The 14466-nt window shown below is 58.3% G+C and carries 14 protein-coding genes and 1 riboswitch; of the genes, 12 read left to right on the plus strand and 2 right to left on the minus strand.

The genetic code is table 11. The features are described 5' to 3' along the window. Positions 1–8: 8 nt before the first annotated feature. The 4 genes from deoC to GKG34_RS08905 all read left to right on the plus strand — a co-directional run bounded on the left by deoC (position 9) and on the right by GKG34_RS08905 (position 5140). Positions 9–674 carry a deoxyribose-phosphate aldolase gene (gene deoC, locus GKG34_RS08890; RefSeq protein WP_154256035.1) on the plus strand — a complete coding sequence of 222 codons (666 nt, stop codon included), beginning with the start codon at positions 9–11 and terminating at the stop codon, positions 672–674. 240 nt (positions 675–914) lie between these two features. Beyond that, positions 915–2090: a GGDEF domain-containing protein gene (locus tag GKG34_RS08895; RefSeq protein ID WP_154256036.1), complete on the plus strand. Its 1176-nt coding sequence runs from the start codon at positions 915–917 to the stop codon at positions 2088–2090. A 76-nt stretch (positions 2091–2166) separates the two neighbouring features. Further along, positions 2167–2265, plus strand: a riboswitch (SAM riboswitch). A 118-nt stretch (positions 2266–2383) separates the two neighbouring features. Further along, positions 2384–3538: a methionine adenosyltransferase gene (gene metK / locus GKG34_RS08900; protein WP_005944710.1), complete on the plus strand. Its 1155-nt coding sequence runs from the start codon at positions 2384–2386 to the stop codon at positions 3536–3538. 459 nt (positions 3539–3997) lie between these two features. Beyond that, entirely contained in the window at positions 3998–5140 is a 1143-nt protein-coding gene (locus tag GKG34_RS08905) for a ribose-phosphate pyrophosphokinase (protein ID WP_044954082.1), read from the plus strand. 71 nt (positions 5141–5211) lie between these two features. Here GKG34_RS08905 and GKG34_RS08910 read toward each other — a convergent pair whose 3' ends face one another. Both GKG34_RS08910 and GKG34_RS08915 read right to left on the minus strand, forming a co-directional pair. Next, complete coding sequence (locus GKG34_RS08910; protein WP_154256037.1) at positions 5212–6546, minus strand: MATE family efflux transporter; 1335 nt, start codon at positions 6544–6546, stop codon at positions 5212–5214. 20 nt (positions 6547–6566) lie between these two features. Continuing rightward, positions 6567–7481, minus strand: coding sequence for a pyridoxal-phosphate dependent enzyme (locus tag GKG34_RS08915; RefSeq protein WP_097781517.1), 915 nt, complete (start codon positions 7479–7481; stop codon positions 6567–6569). A 224-nt stretch (positions 7482–7705) separates the two neighbouring features. Between GKG34_RS08915 and GKG34_RS08920 the strand changes: the two genes are divergently transcribed. From GKG34_RS08920 to uvrC, 8 genes are all read left to right on the plus strand, one after another. Beyond that, positions 7706–8086 (plus strand): sigma factor-like helix-turn-helix DNA-binding protein, encoded by a 381-nt coding sequence (locus GKG34_RS08920; RefSeq protein ID WP_097775061.1) that lies wholly within the window; start codon positions 7706–7708, stop codon positions 8084–8086. Between the two features lie 24 nt (positions 8087–8110). After that, positions 8111–9466 carry a signal recognition particle protein gene (gene ffh / locus GKG34_RS08925; protein ID WP_120080934.1) on the plus strand — a complete coding sequence of 452 codons (1356 nt, stop codon included), beginning with the start codon at positions 8111–8113 and terminating at the stop codon, positions 9464–9466. A 92-nt stretch (positions 9467–9558) separates the two neighbouring features. Next, entirely contained in the window at positions 9559–9801 is a 243-nt protein-coding gene (rpsP, locus tag GKG34_RS08930; RefSeq protein ID WP_005944692.1) for a 30S ribosomal protein S16, read from the plus strand. A 17-nt stretch (positions 9802–9818) separates the two neighbouring features. Next, positions 9819–10052: a KH domain-containing protein gene (locus GKG34_RS08935; RefSeq protein WP_005934928.1), complete on the plus strand. Its 234-nt coding sequence runs from the start codon at positions 9819–9821 to the stop codon at positions 10050–10052. A 60-nt stretch (positions 10053–10112) separates the two neighbouring features. Next, positions 10113–10649, plus strand: a complete 537-nt coding sequence (rimM, locus tag GKG34_RS08940) for a ribosome maturation factor RimM (protein ID WP_005944690.1) — start codon at positions 10113–10115, stop codon at positions 10647–10649. Positions 10650–10652: 3 nt separating this feature from the next. Next, entirely contained in the window at positions 10653–11900 is a 1248-nt protein-coding gene (trmD, locus tag GKG34_RS08945) for a tRNA (guanosine(37)-N1)-methyltransferase TrmD (protein ID WP_154256038.1), read from the plus strand. A 341-nt stretch (positions 11901–12241) separates the two neighbouring features. Beyond that, positions 12242–12505 carry an HPr family phosphocarrier protein gene (locus GKG34_RS08950; RefSeq protein ID WP_005920365.1) on the plus strand — a complete coding sequence of 88 codons (264 nt, stop codon included), beginning with the start codon at positions 12242–12244 and terminating at the stop codon, positions 12503–12505. 61 nt (positions 12506–12566) lie between these two features. Continuing rightward, a complete protein-coding gene (gene uvrC / locus GKG34_RS08955) occupies positions 12567–14414 on the plus strand; it encodes an excinuclease ABC subunit UvrC (RefSeq protein ID WP_154256039.1) in 1848 nt (615 codons plus the stop codon). Positions 14415–14466: the final 52 nt, after the last annotated feature.

Genomic DNA, 14466 nt, shown 5'->3' on the forward strand with positions numbered 1-14466 from the left:
AAACAAACATGACTCGTGAAGAAATTCTCTCCCATGTCGATCACACCCTGCTGAAGCCGGAGGCCACCTGGCCCCAGATCCGGACCCTGTGTGACGAAGCCATTGCAAACCACACCGCATCCGTCTGCATCAACACCTGCTACGTCAGGCAGGCGGTGGAGTATATGGCGGGCCGCATCCCGGTATGCTGCGTGGTAGGCTTCCCTCTGGGTGCCATGGATACCGCCAGCAAGGCGTTTGAAGCCAAGACAGCCATTGAGAATGGTGCCGCCGAGGTGGACATGGTTATCAACATCGGTCGCCTGAAGAACAAGGAGTACGATGCCGTGCGCGAGGACATCCGCGCCGTGAAGCAGGCGGTGGGCGACAAGGTCCTGAAGGTCATCATCGAGACCTGCCTGCTGACCGACGAGGAAAAGGAAAAGATGTGCGATATCGTCTGCGAGGCAGGCGCGGACTACATCAAGACCAGCACCGGCTTCTCCACCGCAGGCGCAAACTTCCACGATGTGGAGCTGATGGTCAAGGGCGTGCATGGCCGCTGCAAGGTCAAGGCTGCCGGCGGCATTTCTACCGTGGAGGACATGGAAACCTTCCTTGCGCTGGGTGCTGACCGTCTGGGAACCTCCCGCGCTGTCAAAATTCTGAACGGCGAGCAGGCAAAGGGCTATTGATCTTTCTGCGAAAAAAGCAATTATAAATAATATTTCCGCAGAACAGAACCAGAGCGCACGCGGAGGCTGTTCTGGATCGTCTGGTTTTCCCAAGGGCCGCTGCACAAATTGCTGTGCAGCGGCCCTTTTTGATGCCAAGCCTTGCAAGCAGAGCGCGGCAGGGTATATAATACAGATAGATACTGTATAAAACAGGGGCTGTCTGCCTTGTGGGATAAGGCGGGCAGGGGAGGAAATGCAATGAATATACCCGAGATCCTTGTGGCCAATGGCACAGGGGCGGTGCTGGTATGCTTTCTGTTTCTGCTGCGGGTGCGCGGCGAGAGTAAAAACAGTGTTGGAAGTGAGTTGTTCTGCCAGATGCTGGTGGTGACTCTGCTGGCACAGGCGACAGAGACGATCAGCTTTCTGCTGGACGGCGTGCCCGGCGCGGCAAGCCGGTTCTGGCTGTACCTCATGAACACCGTCTGCACCGGCGCTGCCGTGAGCGTGGGCTTTGCGTGGTGTTTGTATGTGGACTTCCGGGTCTACCGCAGCACCGGACGCCTGTGCAGAAGGCATCTGTTCCTGGGCGCGCCGCTGCTGGCTGTTCTGGCGCTGCTGGCGGCGAACCTTTTCGGCACAGGATGGATCTTTACCATCTCCGCGGACAACGTTTACCATCGCGGTCCGCTGAACAGTTTGCTTTACCTGCTGCTGTTCGGCTATTATGCCGAGAGCGTGTGGCAGGTGCATAAGGCCAAGCGCGATGGCGTTACGGTGGAGTTTTTCTCGGTGTACTACTTTGTGATCACCTGTGCGGTGGGCACGGTGCTGCAGGGTGCGTTCTACGGTATGGCCTTCGGCTGGCTGTCGGTGGCCATCGCCTTTGTGTTTGTGGACAGTCAGCTCCGCAGTCTGCGCAGCTATATCGACGAGCTGTCCGGCCTGTTTGGCCGTAAGTACATGAACTACTGTCTGGAGCGCATCCACGCCACGCAGGAAAAGGATGTTTACGGCATCATGATGGACGTGAACTGCTTCAAGGAGATCAACGACACCTACGGTCATGGTGCGGGCGACCGCGCCATTCAGGAGATCGGTCACATCCTGTCCGGGGCGCTGGTGGCAAACTCGGTAGCTATCCGCATAAGCGGCGATGAGTTCATGGTGCTGATCCGGCACGGCTCGGAGGAGATCCTGAATAAGGTCTGTGCCGCCATCGAGCAGCGGGTGCAGCGCTATAACGCCGCCGCCCCGGCGGGCAGCTTTCAGCTGTCTTTCTCCACCGGTGTGGCAAAGTATGAGGGCGGCAGCGTGGAGAAATTTCTGGTGGAACTGGACGAGCGGATGTATGCGGAAAAGCGCGCTTTCCACGCCGCCCGGAACGGCCATGCCGTACCGGAGCAGGGGAATGCTCCATCAATTTCAGAATAATGTCTAAAAAGAGTGATACTCTTCTTGACAATCTGACGAAGCAATGATAGAATACTGAACGTACCAACTGAATACCGACTTATCAAGAGCGGCTGAGGGGACAGGCCCTGTGAAGCCCGACAACCTGCGCGTGAGCGCAAGGTGCCAAATCCTGCGGGAAACCGAGAGATAAGAGTGCAACGCTCAGAGCTTTCGGGCTCTGGGCGCTTTTATTTTTCGCGCAAAAAAGCTTGAACGGAATGTTGGAGCAAGAAATACACACCCTGCTGTAAAAACTTTAGGAGGCAAAACAAATGGCAAGACACCTGTTTACTTCTGAGTCCGTCACCGAAGGACATCCCGACAAGATCTGCGACCAGATCTCGGATGCCATTCTGGACGAAATTCTGACCCACGACCCCGATGCCCGTGTGGCCTGCGAGACCTGTGCATCCACCGGCCTTGTGCACATCATGGGCGAGATCACCACCAACTGCTATGTGGATTTCCAGAAGGTCGTCCGCGAGGTGGTGGCAGATATCGGCTACACCCGCGCAAAGTTCGGCTTTGATGCCGACACCTGTGCCGTCATCTCCAACATCGACGGCCAGAGCCCCGACATCGCACTGGGCACCAACGATCAGGTGGGCGGTGCAGGCGATCAGGGCATGATGTTCGGCTATGCCTGCGATGAGACCCCGGAGCTGATGCCTATGCCCATCAGCCTGGCTCACAAGCTGGCAAAGCGCCTGACCGAGGTGCGCAAGAACGGCGAGATGGACTATCTGCGTCCGGATGGCAAGAGCCAGGTCACTGTGGAGTACGATGAGAACAACAAGCCCGTGCGTGTGGATGCTGTGGTCATCTCCAGCCAGCACAGCGACAGCGTGAGCATGGAACAGCTGCGTGCAGACGTGATGGAAAAGGTCATCAAGGCCACCATCCCTGCCGAGCTGCTGGACGAGAACACCAAGTATTACATCAACCCCACCGGCCGCTTCGTTGTGGGCGGCCCGCAGGGTGACACCGGCCTGACCGGCCGCAAGATCATCGTGGACACCTACGGCGGCTATGCCCGTCACGGCGGCGGCGCCTTCTCCGGCAAGGACCCCAGCAAGGTGGACCGCAGCGCAGCCTATGCGACCCGCTGGGTGGCAAAGAACATTGTGGCTGCGGGTCTGGCAAAGCAGTGCGAAGTGCAGGTGGCCTACGCCATCGGCGTGGCAAAGCCTGTGTCCATCATGGTGGATACCTTTGGCACCGGCACCGTCTCGGATGAGAAGATCGAGCAGGCTGTGGAAAAGGTCTTTGACCTGACCCCCGCCGCCATCATCCGCGAACTCGACCTGCGCAAGCCCATCTACCGCAAGCTGGCCGCATACGGCCACATGGGCCGCGAGGATCTGGGCGTGAAGTGGGAGAACACCGACCGCGTGGATGCCCTGAAGGCTGCGGTTGCTGCCCTGTAAGCGGAACACAAAGCACCTATCGCAATCATATAAAATAAGAAGGCATCTGCAACGATCGCTTCTGAGCTTCTGAAGCTCAGCAAATTTGCTGCAGATGCCTTTGTTTTTGCGGCTCTGCCGGGGAGGGCGAACGAGCGAAAACAGCAGCATCTCTGCTGCCCGGCACACTGCATTTTTATCTCCCGGAAGAGCGATCCCGGCAGACTGCTCAGACAAAGAAAAGTCTTACTTTTCCACGAAAATCGGCCGAAATTTGCGAAATGGCAAAGAATCGGCTGTCTTTTTGTCGAAAACACACATTCTCTTTGAGAAAAAAGAAAAACAGCTGTGCAAGGCGCAGAAAATCCTGACATGAAACAAATTGATATGGCAGAATCGACGAAATGTGATAAAATAAAACCAGATATGCGCTCTTGTGTGCATGATACGGATCGTAAACAGCAATAAGGAGTTATGACTATGTCTATTGAAATTTCCCCGAAGTCGTTCTTTGAGCAGCCCAGCGTGGCAGATATGCGGCTGATCTCCTGCCCCGGTGCAGAGGAACTGACCGGCCTGATCGACAAGCATCTGGTCCGCTGGGCCAAGGCTGCCGGAATTGACAAAGAGACCTTCATTATTCCTTGCGACTGCCCCCGCTTCCAGAGTGGCGATGCCAAGGGTCTGGTGAAGGAGTCGGTGCGCGGCGACGATATCTTCATCGTGGTCGATCCCGGCAACTACAGCGTGACTTACAAGCTGTTCAACTACGAGAACCACATGTCTCCGGACGATCACTTCGCCAACCTGAAGCGCCTGATCCAGGCAGTGGCCGGCAAGGCACACCGTGTGTCGGTCATTATGCCCAGCCTGTACGGCGGCCGTCAGCATCGCCGTGTGGTGCGCGAAAGTCTGGACTGCGCTGTGGCCCTGCAGGAGCTGCAGACCATGGGTGTGCGCAACATCATCACCTTTGATGCTCATGACCCCCGCGTGCAGAACGCTGTGCCGCTGATGAGCTTTGATAACGCAATGCCCACCTATCAGGTGCTGAAGAGCCTGCTGAAGAAGGACCCGGATCTCTCCTTTGATAAGAGCAAGTTTACCGTGGTCAGCCCGGACGAGGGCGCCATGAACCGCAACATGTACTTCTCCAGCGTGCTGGGCTGCAATCTGGGCATGTTCTACAAGCGCCGCGATTACACCCGCGTGGTGAATGGCCGCAACCCCATCGTTGCCCACGAGTATCTGGGCGAGAGCGTGGAAGGCAAGACCGTCTTTATCGCAGACGACATCATTGCTTCCGGCGAGAGCATGCTGGAGGTCGCCAGCAACCTGAAGGAGCGCGGCGCTGCCAACATCATCGCCAACGCCACCTTCCCCCTGTTCACCAGCGGTCTGGAGAAGTTCGACAAGGCTGTGGCCGAGGGCAAGCTGACCTATGTTGTGGGCACCAACCTGACCTACCGTATGCCTGAGCTGCTCACCCGCGACTGGTATGTGGATGTGGATGTTTCCAAGTACGCTGCATACTTTGTGGTGGCTCTGAACCACGACATGTCTGTTTCCAGCATTATCGACCCGCTGAAGAAGATCGAGAATCTGCTGGCAAGCCGCAAGTAAGTTTAATACGAAAAAGGCTCTGCATCCTTGCGATGCAGAGCCTTTTTCGTATCACAAATCAAATAAAACGATTATAATTCCTCTCCATGGCTGCGCAGATACCGAACCAGCATGGGCAGCTCGTAGAGCAGCATGACGACCCAGCCCACCGCATAGCTGTAAGGCAGAGCTTCGATCTCCATTTTCCACACCAGCACGAACACCGCAGCTGCCGCCACACGGAACACCATGTTGAAGGTGCTGGACACCAGCGTGACCTTCAGATCGCCAATGCCGCGGAAGAAGCCCTGAATGCCGTTGGTGAAAGCGGGCATCAGGTAGAACAGGGAAACCGTGCGCAGGAAGCGCACGCCCAGATGGACGACCTCCGGGTCGGTGACGAACAGCTTCATGATAAAGGGCGCACCGGCAAAGCATACAACGGCGATCAGCACGCCGTAAGCGGCCTCGATGCGCATACCGCAGTGGAAGCCCTGCTTCACACGGTCGTGCTTGCCGGCACCCCGGTTCTGCGCCATGAGGGTGGTCATGGCGTGGCCGATGTTCTGCTGCGGGGTATAGGCAAAGTCGTCAATGCGGGAAGCAGCGGTAAAGGCAGCCATAGCGTTGACACCCATGGTGTTCACGATGGCCTGCACAGCGATCTTGCCAAGCTGCACGGTGGCTTGCTGCATGGCGCTGGTCCAGCCGTAGCTGACCGTTTTGCGCAGCAGCTTGCCGTCAAACACCAGCCAGCGCCTGCCCAGCTGCAGGATGGGCACCTTCCAGCGGATGTACAGTACGCACAGCACGCAGCACAGTGCTTCGCTGACCACGGTGGAAAGGGCGCAGCCGTTGCTGCCCCAGTTCAGCACCTGCACAAAGAACAGGTCGCCGCCGATGTTCAGCACAGAGCTGATCATCAGGAAATACAGGGCACTCTTGCTGTCGCCCAGTGCACGCATGGTGGCGGCAAGGAAGTTATAGAAGAAGGTGAAAATCAGGCCTGCAAACACGATGCGCAGGTAGCTGACCGCAATGGGCAGGATATCGGCGGGCACCTGCATCAGCTGCAGCAGGGGCGTGGCCAGAATGACGCACAGCGCCGAGAATGCCAGCGAGAACACGGTGCCTGCAATGGCGGTGGTGGACACCTGATGCTCCATCAGCTGGGTATTACCGGCACCGAATGCGGTACTGACCAGAATGCCGGCACCCAGACACATGCCGTTGATAAACAGGATGGCCAGAGTCATGAGCGGGTTGGAAGTGCCGACGGCGGCAAGAGCTTCCTCGCCCACGAACTTGCCCACGATGATGCTGTCGGCGGCGTTGTAGGTGAGCTGGAACAGGTTGCCAAGTACCAGCGGAATGGTAAAACGGATCAGGAGCGGAGTAATGGCTCCCTTTGTCATGTCGTTTGTCATGGGAACTCTATGATTTCTCCTTATAATGTATTTACGATCTGCCGTCCGGGCAGGATGGCAAGGGCAGAGCGGCTGGCACCTACATGGATGAGCTGTGCGGCCGCCTGCAAAACGGCACCGGATGCCACCGAAGCCGGGATGGCATCGGTGCGCAGCACCTTTTGCGCGGCCCGCTGCGCGTCGGTGGTGTTCACCGCCACCACGTTGTCCACCACATAGGCGTTGAAGTTTTCCGGCACAAAGCCGTAGCCCAGATCGCTGATGCCGTGGGGGCCGGTCAGGCCGCCGCCCAGCGCCTGCGATTCGTAAGGCTCCACGGCGGCGATGCGCACATCGTTCGTCCATGCCTTGATGGTCTCGCCCACGCCGGTCACGGTGCCGCCACTGCCCACGCCGATCACGATAGCGTCCACGGCACTTTTGCCCTCCCGCGCGATGCTCTGCACAATGGCAGGGCCGGTAACGCGGCGGTGGTACTCCGGGTTATCATCGTTGGCAAGCCAGTCCATGTAGTACCAGCCGTTGGCGGCGGCGGTCTGTGCCGCCAGACGGCGGGCACCGTTCACACCGCTGCGGGCCGGGCTGTGGCGGATCTGCGCACCCAGCCGCAGCAGGGTCTCCTGCCGCAGGGCGGGGGCATCTTCCGGCATCACCAGAACCACCGGGTGACCGGCGGTCAGGCCCGCCAGCGTGAGCGCAGCGGCAAACGGGCCGGAGGCCGCTTCAATGATGGGCTGACCGGAGATCAGCTTCTTTTTTTCAATGGCAAGGGCCAGCATCCCTTCGGCAAGGCCGTCCCGGGCCGTGCCGGTGGGGCCTGCAAAGTCCAGATAGGCATACAGCCGTCCCTTCAGCCCGCAGGCGGCAGCATAGCCGCGCAGCTCCACGATGGGGCAGGCGCTGAGCGTCTGGTAAAAATTGGGGTAGATCGGCACGAAGACCCTCCTTTCATGGGATACAACAATATTATCCTAACGCAAAAGGACTGCGCGCGTCAAGATGCGTTTTAGCAAAAACGGCGAATTTTTGGCGGATTTTCTGGAAAAATCTCCGAAAGGCTCTTGACAGGATGCGGTGCATCTGCTATACTTCATCCGTAAAGCAAATGAACTTTACATCACTTCTCGAAAGTACAGGCACAAAACCGGGGGATCAGAGGATGGCAAAAGATCTGGAAATGGGCTATCTGCTGGACTTTTACGGTGAGGTGCTCACTGAGAAACAGCGCGAAATGCTGCGCCAGTATTACAACGATGACCTTTCGCTGAGCGAGATCGGCGAGAACTTCGGCATCACCCGTCAGGGTGCGCGGGATGCCATCAAGCATGGCGAGAACGCGCTGAAGGAGCTGGAGGAAAAGGTCGGCTTTGCGGCGCGTTACCGCCGCGTGCAGCAGAAGCTGGAAGAGCTGGAGCAAATGGTGATCGATGCACGGTTCGAGTGCACCGGTCCGCAGGGCCTGACCACCACCGAGTACGAACACCAGCTGACCAAAATGTTAAAGCTCATCCGCTCCATCGACGAAGCAAACGAGAGCTGAAACCTGTGAAAGGAGCACCGTACAATGGCATTTGAATCCCTTACCGACCGCCTTGCCGGTGTGTTCAAAAAGCTGCGCGGTCACGGTAAGCTGACCGAGGCAGATATCAAGGCCGCGATGCGTGAGGTGCGCATGGCCCTGCTGGAAGCCGATGTCAACTACAAGGTTGCCAAGGACTTCTGTGCAAAGGTATCCGAACGCGCCATGGGTCAGGAGGTCATGGAGAGCCTGACCCCGGCACAGCAGGTGGTCAAGATCGTCAACGAAGAGCTGGTTGCCCTGATGGGCGGCAGCGAAGCGGCCCGCCTGAACATCAAGAACAAGGGCCAGACGATCATCATGCTCTGCGGCCTGCAGGGCAACGGTAAAACCACCCACGCCGCAAAGCTGGCAAAGTACTTTATCAAACAGGGCCGCCGCCCTATGCTGGTGGCCTGCGATATTTACCGCCCTGCGGCCATCGATCAGCTGCAGGTGGTGGGCAAACAGGCGGGCGCACCGGTGTTCACCCTGCCGGGCGCAAAGCCGCCGGAAATTGCAAAGAAGGCGCTGGCACACGCCAAGGATTACGGCAATGACATCGTGATCCTGGATACCGCCGGTCGTCTGCAGATCGACGATGTACTCATGCAGGAGCTGGTGGACATCAAGGAAGCCGTTCCTGTGGACGAGACCCTGCTGGTGGTGGACGCCATGGCCGGTCAGGACGCTGTGAACGTTGCCAAGACCTTCAACGAGAAGGTGAGCATCGACGGCATCATCCTCACCAAGACCGACGGCGATACCCGCGGCGGTGCGGCACTTTCGGTGCTGGCCGTTACCGGCAAGCCCATCAAGTTCCAGGGCACCGGCGAAAAGCTGGACGATCTGGATGTGTTCCATCCCGACCGCATGGCAAGCCGCATTCTGGGCATGGGCGATGTGCTGAGCCTGATCGAGCGTGCGCAGGAGACGGCCGACGAAAAGGCAGCCGAAGAGACCGCCAAGCGGATGATGGAGAACAAGTTCGACATGAACGACATGCTGGACCAGTTCGCACAGATCCGCAAGATGGGCGGTGCAGGCGCGATGCTGAGCATGCTGCCCGGCGGCAGCGGCATCGATCCCAGTCAGGTCGATGAAAAGGCATTCGACCGCATCGAGGCCATGATCTATTCCATGACCAAGGAAGAACGCGAGAAGCCCTCCATCATCAACCCCAAGCGCAAGCGCCGCATCGCGGCCGGCAGCGGTACTACCGTGGCCGACGTGAACAAGCTGCTCAAGCAGTTTGAAATGATGCAGAAGATGATGAAGCAGTTCAAGAAAAGCCCCAAGGGCTTTGCTCGCCGCCTGGGCGGCATGATGGGCAACCCCAATGCCTTCCGCGGTCTGAAATAATTTTTGTGATACAACCCCCTTGCGGGTTTGTACAATATAATCAACATGCGCCCGCAAGGGCCGCACAAAACAATTTTTGGAGGATATTTACCATGGCAGTTAAGATTCGTCTGCGCCGCGTTGGCGCCAAGAAGGCTCCCTTCTATCGTGTTGTTGTTGCTGACAGCCGCTTCCCCCGTGACGGCCGTTTCATCGAAGAGATCGGCACCTACGATCCCAACAAGGAGCCTTCCGAGATCAAGATCGACGCTGAGAAGGCAAAGCAGTGGATCGCCAACGGCGCACAGCCCACTGATACCGTTCGCGTCCTGCTGAAGAAGTCCAACGTTCTGTAAGTAGGGAGGGCTGACTCATGCAGGAGCTGTTGCTGGCAGTTGCCCGCGGTCTCGTGGAGGATAAGGAAGCCGTTAAGGTCACGGTGGACGAGCCTCGCGAGGACGGCACCATCGTCTACCACCTGAGCGTGGCAGAGGGAGATATGGGCCGTGTCATCGGCAAGCAGGGCCGGATCGCAAAAGCCATTCGTGTGGTGATGCGCGCGGCTGCTGTGCGGGTCGATGAAAAGGTCCTTGTTGAGATCGACTGAGCACCCTACAGGCCCTTTGCCCTTGCGGCAAGGGGCCTTTTTGATTATAGGAGCAAGATTATGCAGCAATATCTGGAAGCGGGCAAGGTCGTGACCACCCACGGCGTGCGCGGCGAAATGAAGCTGGAGCTTTGGTGCGACGGCGTGAATTTTCTCAAAAAGGTGGGCAGGCTGTACCCCTCGGCACAGGGCGGCAGGGCCTATAAGATCGTGTCCATCCGCGCACAGGGCCAGATGGCTCTGCTGCAGCTGGAAGGCGTGGACGATATGGATGCTGCCCGTGCGCTGCGGGGGCAGGTGTTCTACTTTGACCGCAATGATGCCACCCTGCCCGCAGGCCGCTGGTATGTGGCCGACCTGATCGGGTGCGAAGTGCGGGATGCCGACACCGGCAGGGTGTACGGCGTTGTGACCAGCGTGGATCACCCCGGTGCACAGGATATCTACACCGTCAAAGCACCGAACGGCAAGGAATACATGTTCCCGGGCGTGGATGCTTTTCTGAAAGAGCGCAACCCGCCGGAGGGCTATCTCCTCGTCACCCCCATTCCGGGCCTGCTGGACGATGACTTTGACAGCGAACGGGAGGAAGAGTGAGCTATGGGAATGCGTGTGGACATCGTGACCCTGTTCCCGGAAATGTGCCAGCAGGTGCTGGATGCCAGCATCATCGGGCGCGCGGCAAAGAAGGGCTTTATTGAGACCCACTGCCACCAGATCCGGGACTACACCCTGAACAAACAGAAGCAGACCGACGATTACCCCTACGGCGGCGGCTGCGGCATGGTGCTGTATGCTCAGCCCATCGCAGACTGCCTGCGTGCTGTGCAGCAGGAAGTGGCTTCACAGGGCCGTCCGGCCCCGCATATCGTGTTCCTGACGGCAGGCGGCCAGCGCTACACCGAGGAACACGCAAAGCGGCTGGCCCAGTACGATAATCTGACACTGGTATGCGGCCACTATGAGGGCATCGACGAGCGTGTGATCGATGCTTTTGCGGATGAAGAGATCTCCATCGGTGATTACATCCTCACCGGCGGCGAGCTGGCCAGCCTTGTGGTGGCGGACAGTGTGCTGCGCCTGAAGCCCGGCGTGCTGGCTGAGCAGAAGGGCTACGAGGAAGAAAGCTACTGGGACGGCCTGCTGGAGTATCCCCAGTACACCCGCCCCGAGGTGTGGGAAGGCCGCGCCGTGCCGCAGGTGCTGCTGGGCGGCGACCACCAGAAAATCGATGCATGGCGCGGGGAACAGAGCCGGGAGCGCACCCGCCTGCGCCGCCCGGAGCTGTACGAGAAGTGGTGTGAGACCCACCCTGTGACCGAGCTGCCCAAGTGGAAGCGCGGCGAGAACATGCGCCTTGTCAAGACCGACGAGCAGTTTGCTGCTGCCGCCCGCATCTTTGTGGAGGGCCGCCGCACCACCTGTGCCGAGAACTGGACCCCGGAATACTGTGCCAGCCTCAACGAGGAAGAATATCTTTTGCAGCTGCGGCAGGAAAAGGCCGCAGGCTGGGTGTGCTACCTGCACACCACCAAGGATGTGCCGGACGGCATCGTGAGCATCAACCACAAGGTGGGGCACATCGAACATCTGTTCGTCACTGAAAAAGCCCGCGGCAGGGGCATTGGCATGAAGATGCTGGACTTTGCCCGCAAAAAGCTCAGCGAGCACGAGCACCCGGTGCTGAGCGTGCTGAACACCAACACCCGCGCCATAGCGCTTTACACCCGCATGGGCTGGAAGCTGACCAGCGGCACCGAGCTGGAGTTCACGCCGGAGCAATATCCGGCTGTGGTGAAAAAGTGTGCTTTGGTCTGGATGCGGTACGAGGGCAGCGCACAGAAGTAACTCCGGGCGGCAGCTGCAGGTGCATCGGACAGCGAAAAAGGCACGAAAATGGATACTCGGGCCAGAGGGTATGGTGCTGGAAACGCACAAAAACGGCCGAGATATTGCCCGATGGTCGAAAAAATGTTGAAAACTTTTGTATCTACCCTCTAACCTTCGGGGAATAATTTTATTATCTTTGTATAAATAATGAAAAATGGGCCGCTTTTCATTGGAGAAACCGCCAAAAATGCGCCGGGGGGCTGTACAACCGTTTCGACTTGCGCTAAAATAATCGTAACGCAACAGGCACAGGATACAGATTCTATACCCAAAACGATATTAGATAGGAGCGCTTTACTATGTACGTGAAAGAAGTTACCGTTGAAAATCAGGTTGGTCTGCACGCTCGTCCGGCTACCTTCTTCATCCAGAAGGCTAACGAGTTCAAGTCTTCCATCTGGGTCGAGAAGGAAGAACGCCGCGTGAACGCAAAGAGCCTGCTGGGCGTTCTGTCTCTGGGCATCGTGGGCGGTACCACCATCCGCATCATCGCTGACGGCGCTGATGAGCAGGCTGCTGTTGACGGCCTGATCAAGCTGGTGGAGTCCGGTTTTGCTGAGTAATTTGTGTCTATAAATGGAGCGGCGGGGGAACCTGCCGCTTTTTGTTTTTCAAGGAGAATCCATGACCAAAGCTGAACTGTATCAGAAAGCCTGTATGCTGCCGCTGCTGCCCGGCGTGTATATCATCCGGGATAAGACGGACACCATCATTTATATCGGCAAGGCAAAGCGGCTGCGCATCCGGGTGAGCCAGTATTTCCGCGAGGGCGTGCCCCACGACAACAAGGTCAGCCAGATGATCGCCCATGCCTATGCCTTTGACGTGATCGTCTGCCAGAGCGAGTTTGAAGCGCTGGTGCTGGAAGCCAGCCAGATCAAGGCCCACACGCCGAAGTATAACATCCTGCTCAAGGATGATAAAGGCTACAGCTATATCAAGGTGACAAAGGAGCCATGGCCCAGGCTCTCCTTCGTGCTGCAAAAGGAGGAGGACGATGCCGAGTATATCGGCCCCTATACCTCCAGCTTTGCGGCCCGGCAGATGGCGGAAACGGCCATGGATGCCTTTCTGCTGCCGCGCTGCAATAAGCGCTTCCCGCAGGAGATCGGCAAAGGACGCCCCTGCCTGAATGCGCACATCGGCAAGTGCATGGCAGTGTGCAGCGGCAGGATCAGCTGCGAAAACTACAATCAGGCCGTCAAGAGCGCCGTGCACCTGATCCGCTACGGCAAAAAGGACATCCTGAAGATCCTTAATGAGCGGATGCAGGAGGCCTCGGACCGGCTGGAATTTGAGACGGCGGCCCTGCTGCGGGATCAGATCGCAGCCATCACCAAGGTGAGCGCCGGGCAGAAGGTCATTGTGGACCCGGATGTGGAGATGGATGTGGTGGCGCTGGCAGGCACGCCGGACAGCGTGTGTGCGGCGGTGCTGCGCTTCCGGGACGGACGGCTGACCGATAAGCGGGAGTTTTTGTTCCACGATACCTCGGACATTGCCGCCGTGCGGGAGGAATTTCTGCCCCGGTATTATCTGGATGACGAACAGATTCCCAAGATCATTGCGGTGGACGAGCTGCCGCCGGACAGCGACGCTTTGCAGCAGGCGCTGAACGAAAAGCGCGGCAGTGAGGTGCAGCTATATGTGCCCCAGCGCGGCGATAAGGCCCATCTGGTGGAGATGGCCCACACCAACGCGGTGGAGCGTCTTGCCCGGGAGAGCGGCCGCTATGCCCGGGAGGAAAAGCTGCTGGACGAGCTGGCGCAGGTGCTGGGCCTTGCAAAGCCGCCCCGTGCCATTGAGAGTTACGATATCTCCAACTGGGGCGATGGCTCCAGCGTGTGCGGCATGGTCACCTTCAAGGACGGCAAGCCCTACAAGGCGGGCTACCGCAAGTTCAAGATGAAGACCGTTGCGGGCACTGACGACTATGCATCACTGGCAGAGACTGTCTCCCGGCGGGCAGCAGAGTACGAAAAGTACGCAGAGCTTGCAAAAAAGGGAGAGCCCTGCAGCAACTGGTTCGGGCAGAAGCCGGATCTGCTTTTGATGGACGGTGGCAGGGGGCAGGTGAGCGCGGCAAAAGAAGCACTGGCCGGGACTGCCCTTGCGGATGTGCCGCTCTACGGCATGGTGAAGGACGACCACCACCGTACCCGTGCCATCGTGGACAGCGAGGGGCGGGAAATTGCCATCAACATGAACCGGGGCACCTTTACCTTCATCACGGCCATTCAGGACGAGACCCATCGCTTTGCCAATGCCTACCGCAAGCAGCAGATGAAGCAGAAGAGCTATTCCTCCACCCTGACGGAGATCCCCGGCATCGGCCCCAAAACGGCCAAGGCGCTGATGGGCCAGTTCAAAAGCGTGGGCGCGGTGAAGGAAGCCACGCCTGACCAGCTGGAAAACACCCCTGGCGTGGGGAAACAGACGGCACAGATCATCTACGCATATTTTCACGAATAAAACCCTCTCAGTCATCGCTGCGCGATGCCAGCTCTCCCGAAAGGGAGAGCTT

The organism is Faecalibacterium sp. BIOML-A4 (assembly GCF_009679665.1).
In the GTDB taxonomy this organism is placed as follows: Bacteria; Bacillota; Clostridia; order Oscillospirales; family Ruminococcaceae; genus Faecalibacterium; species Faecalibacterium taiwanense.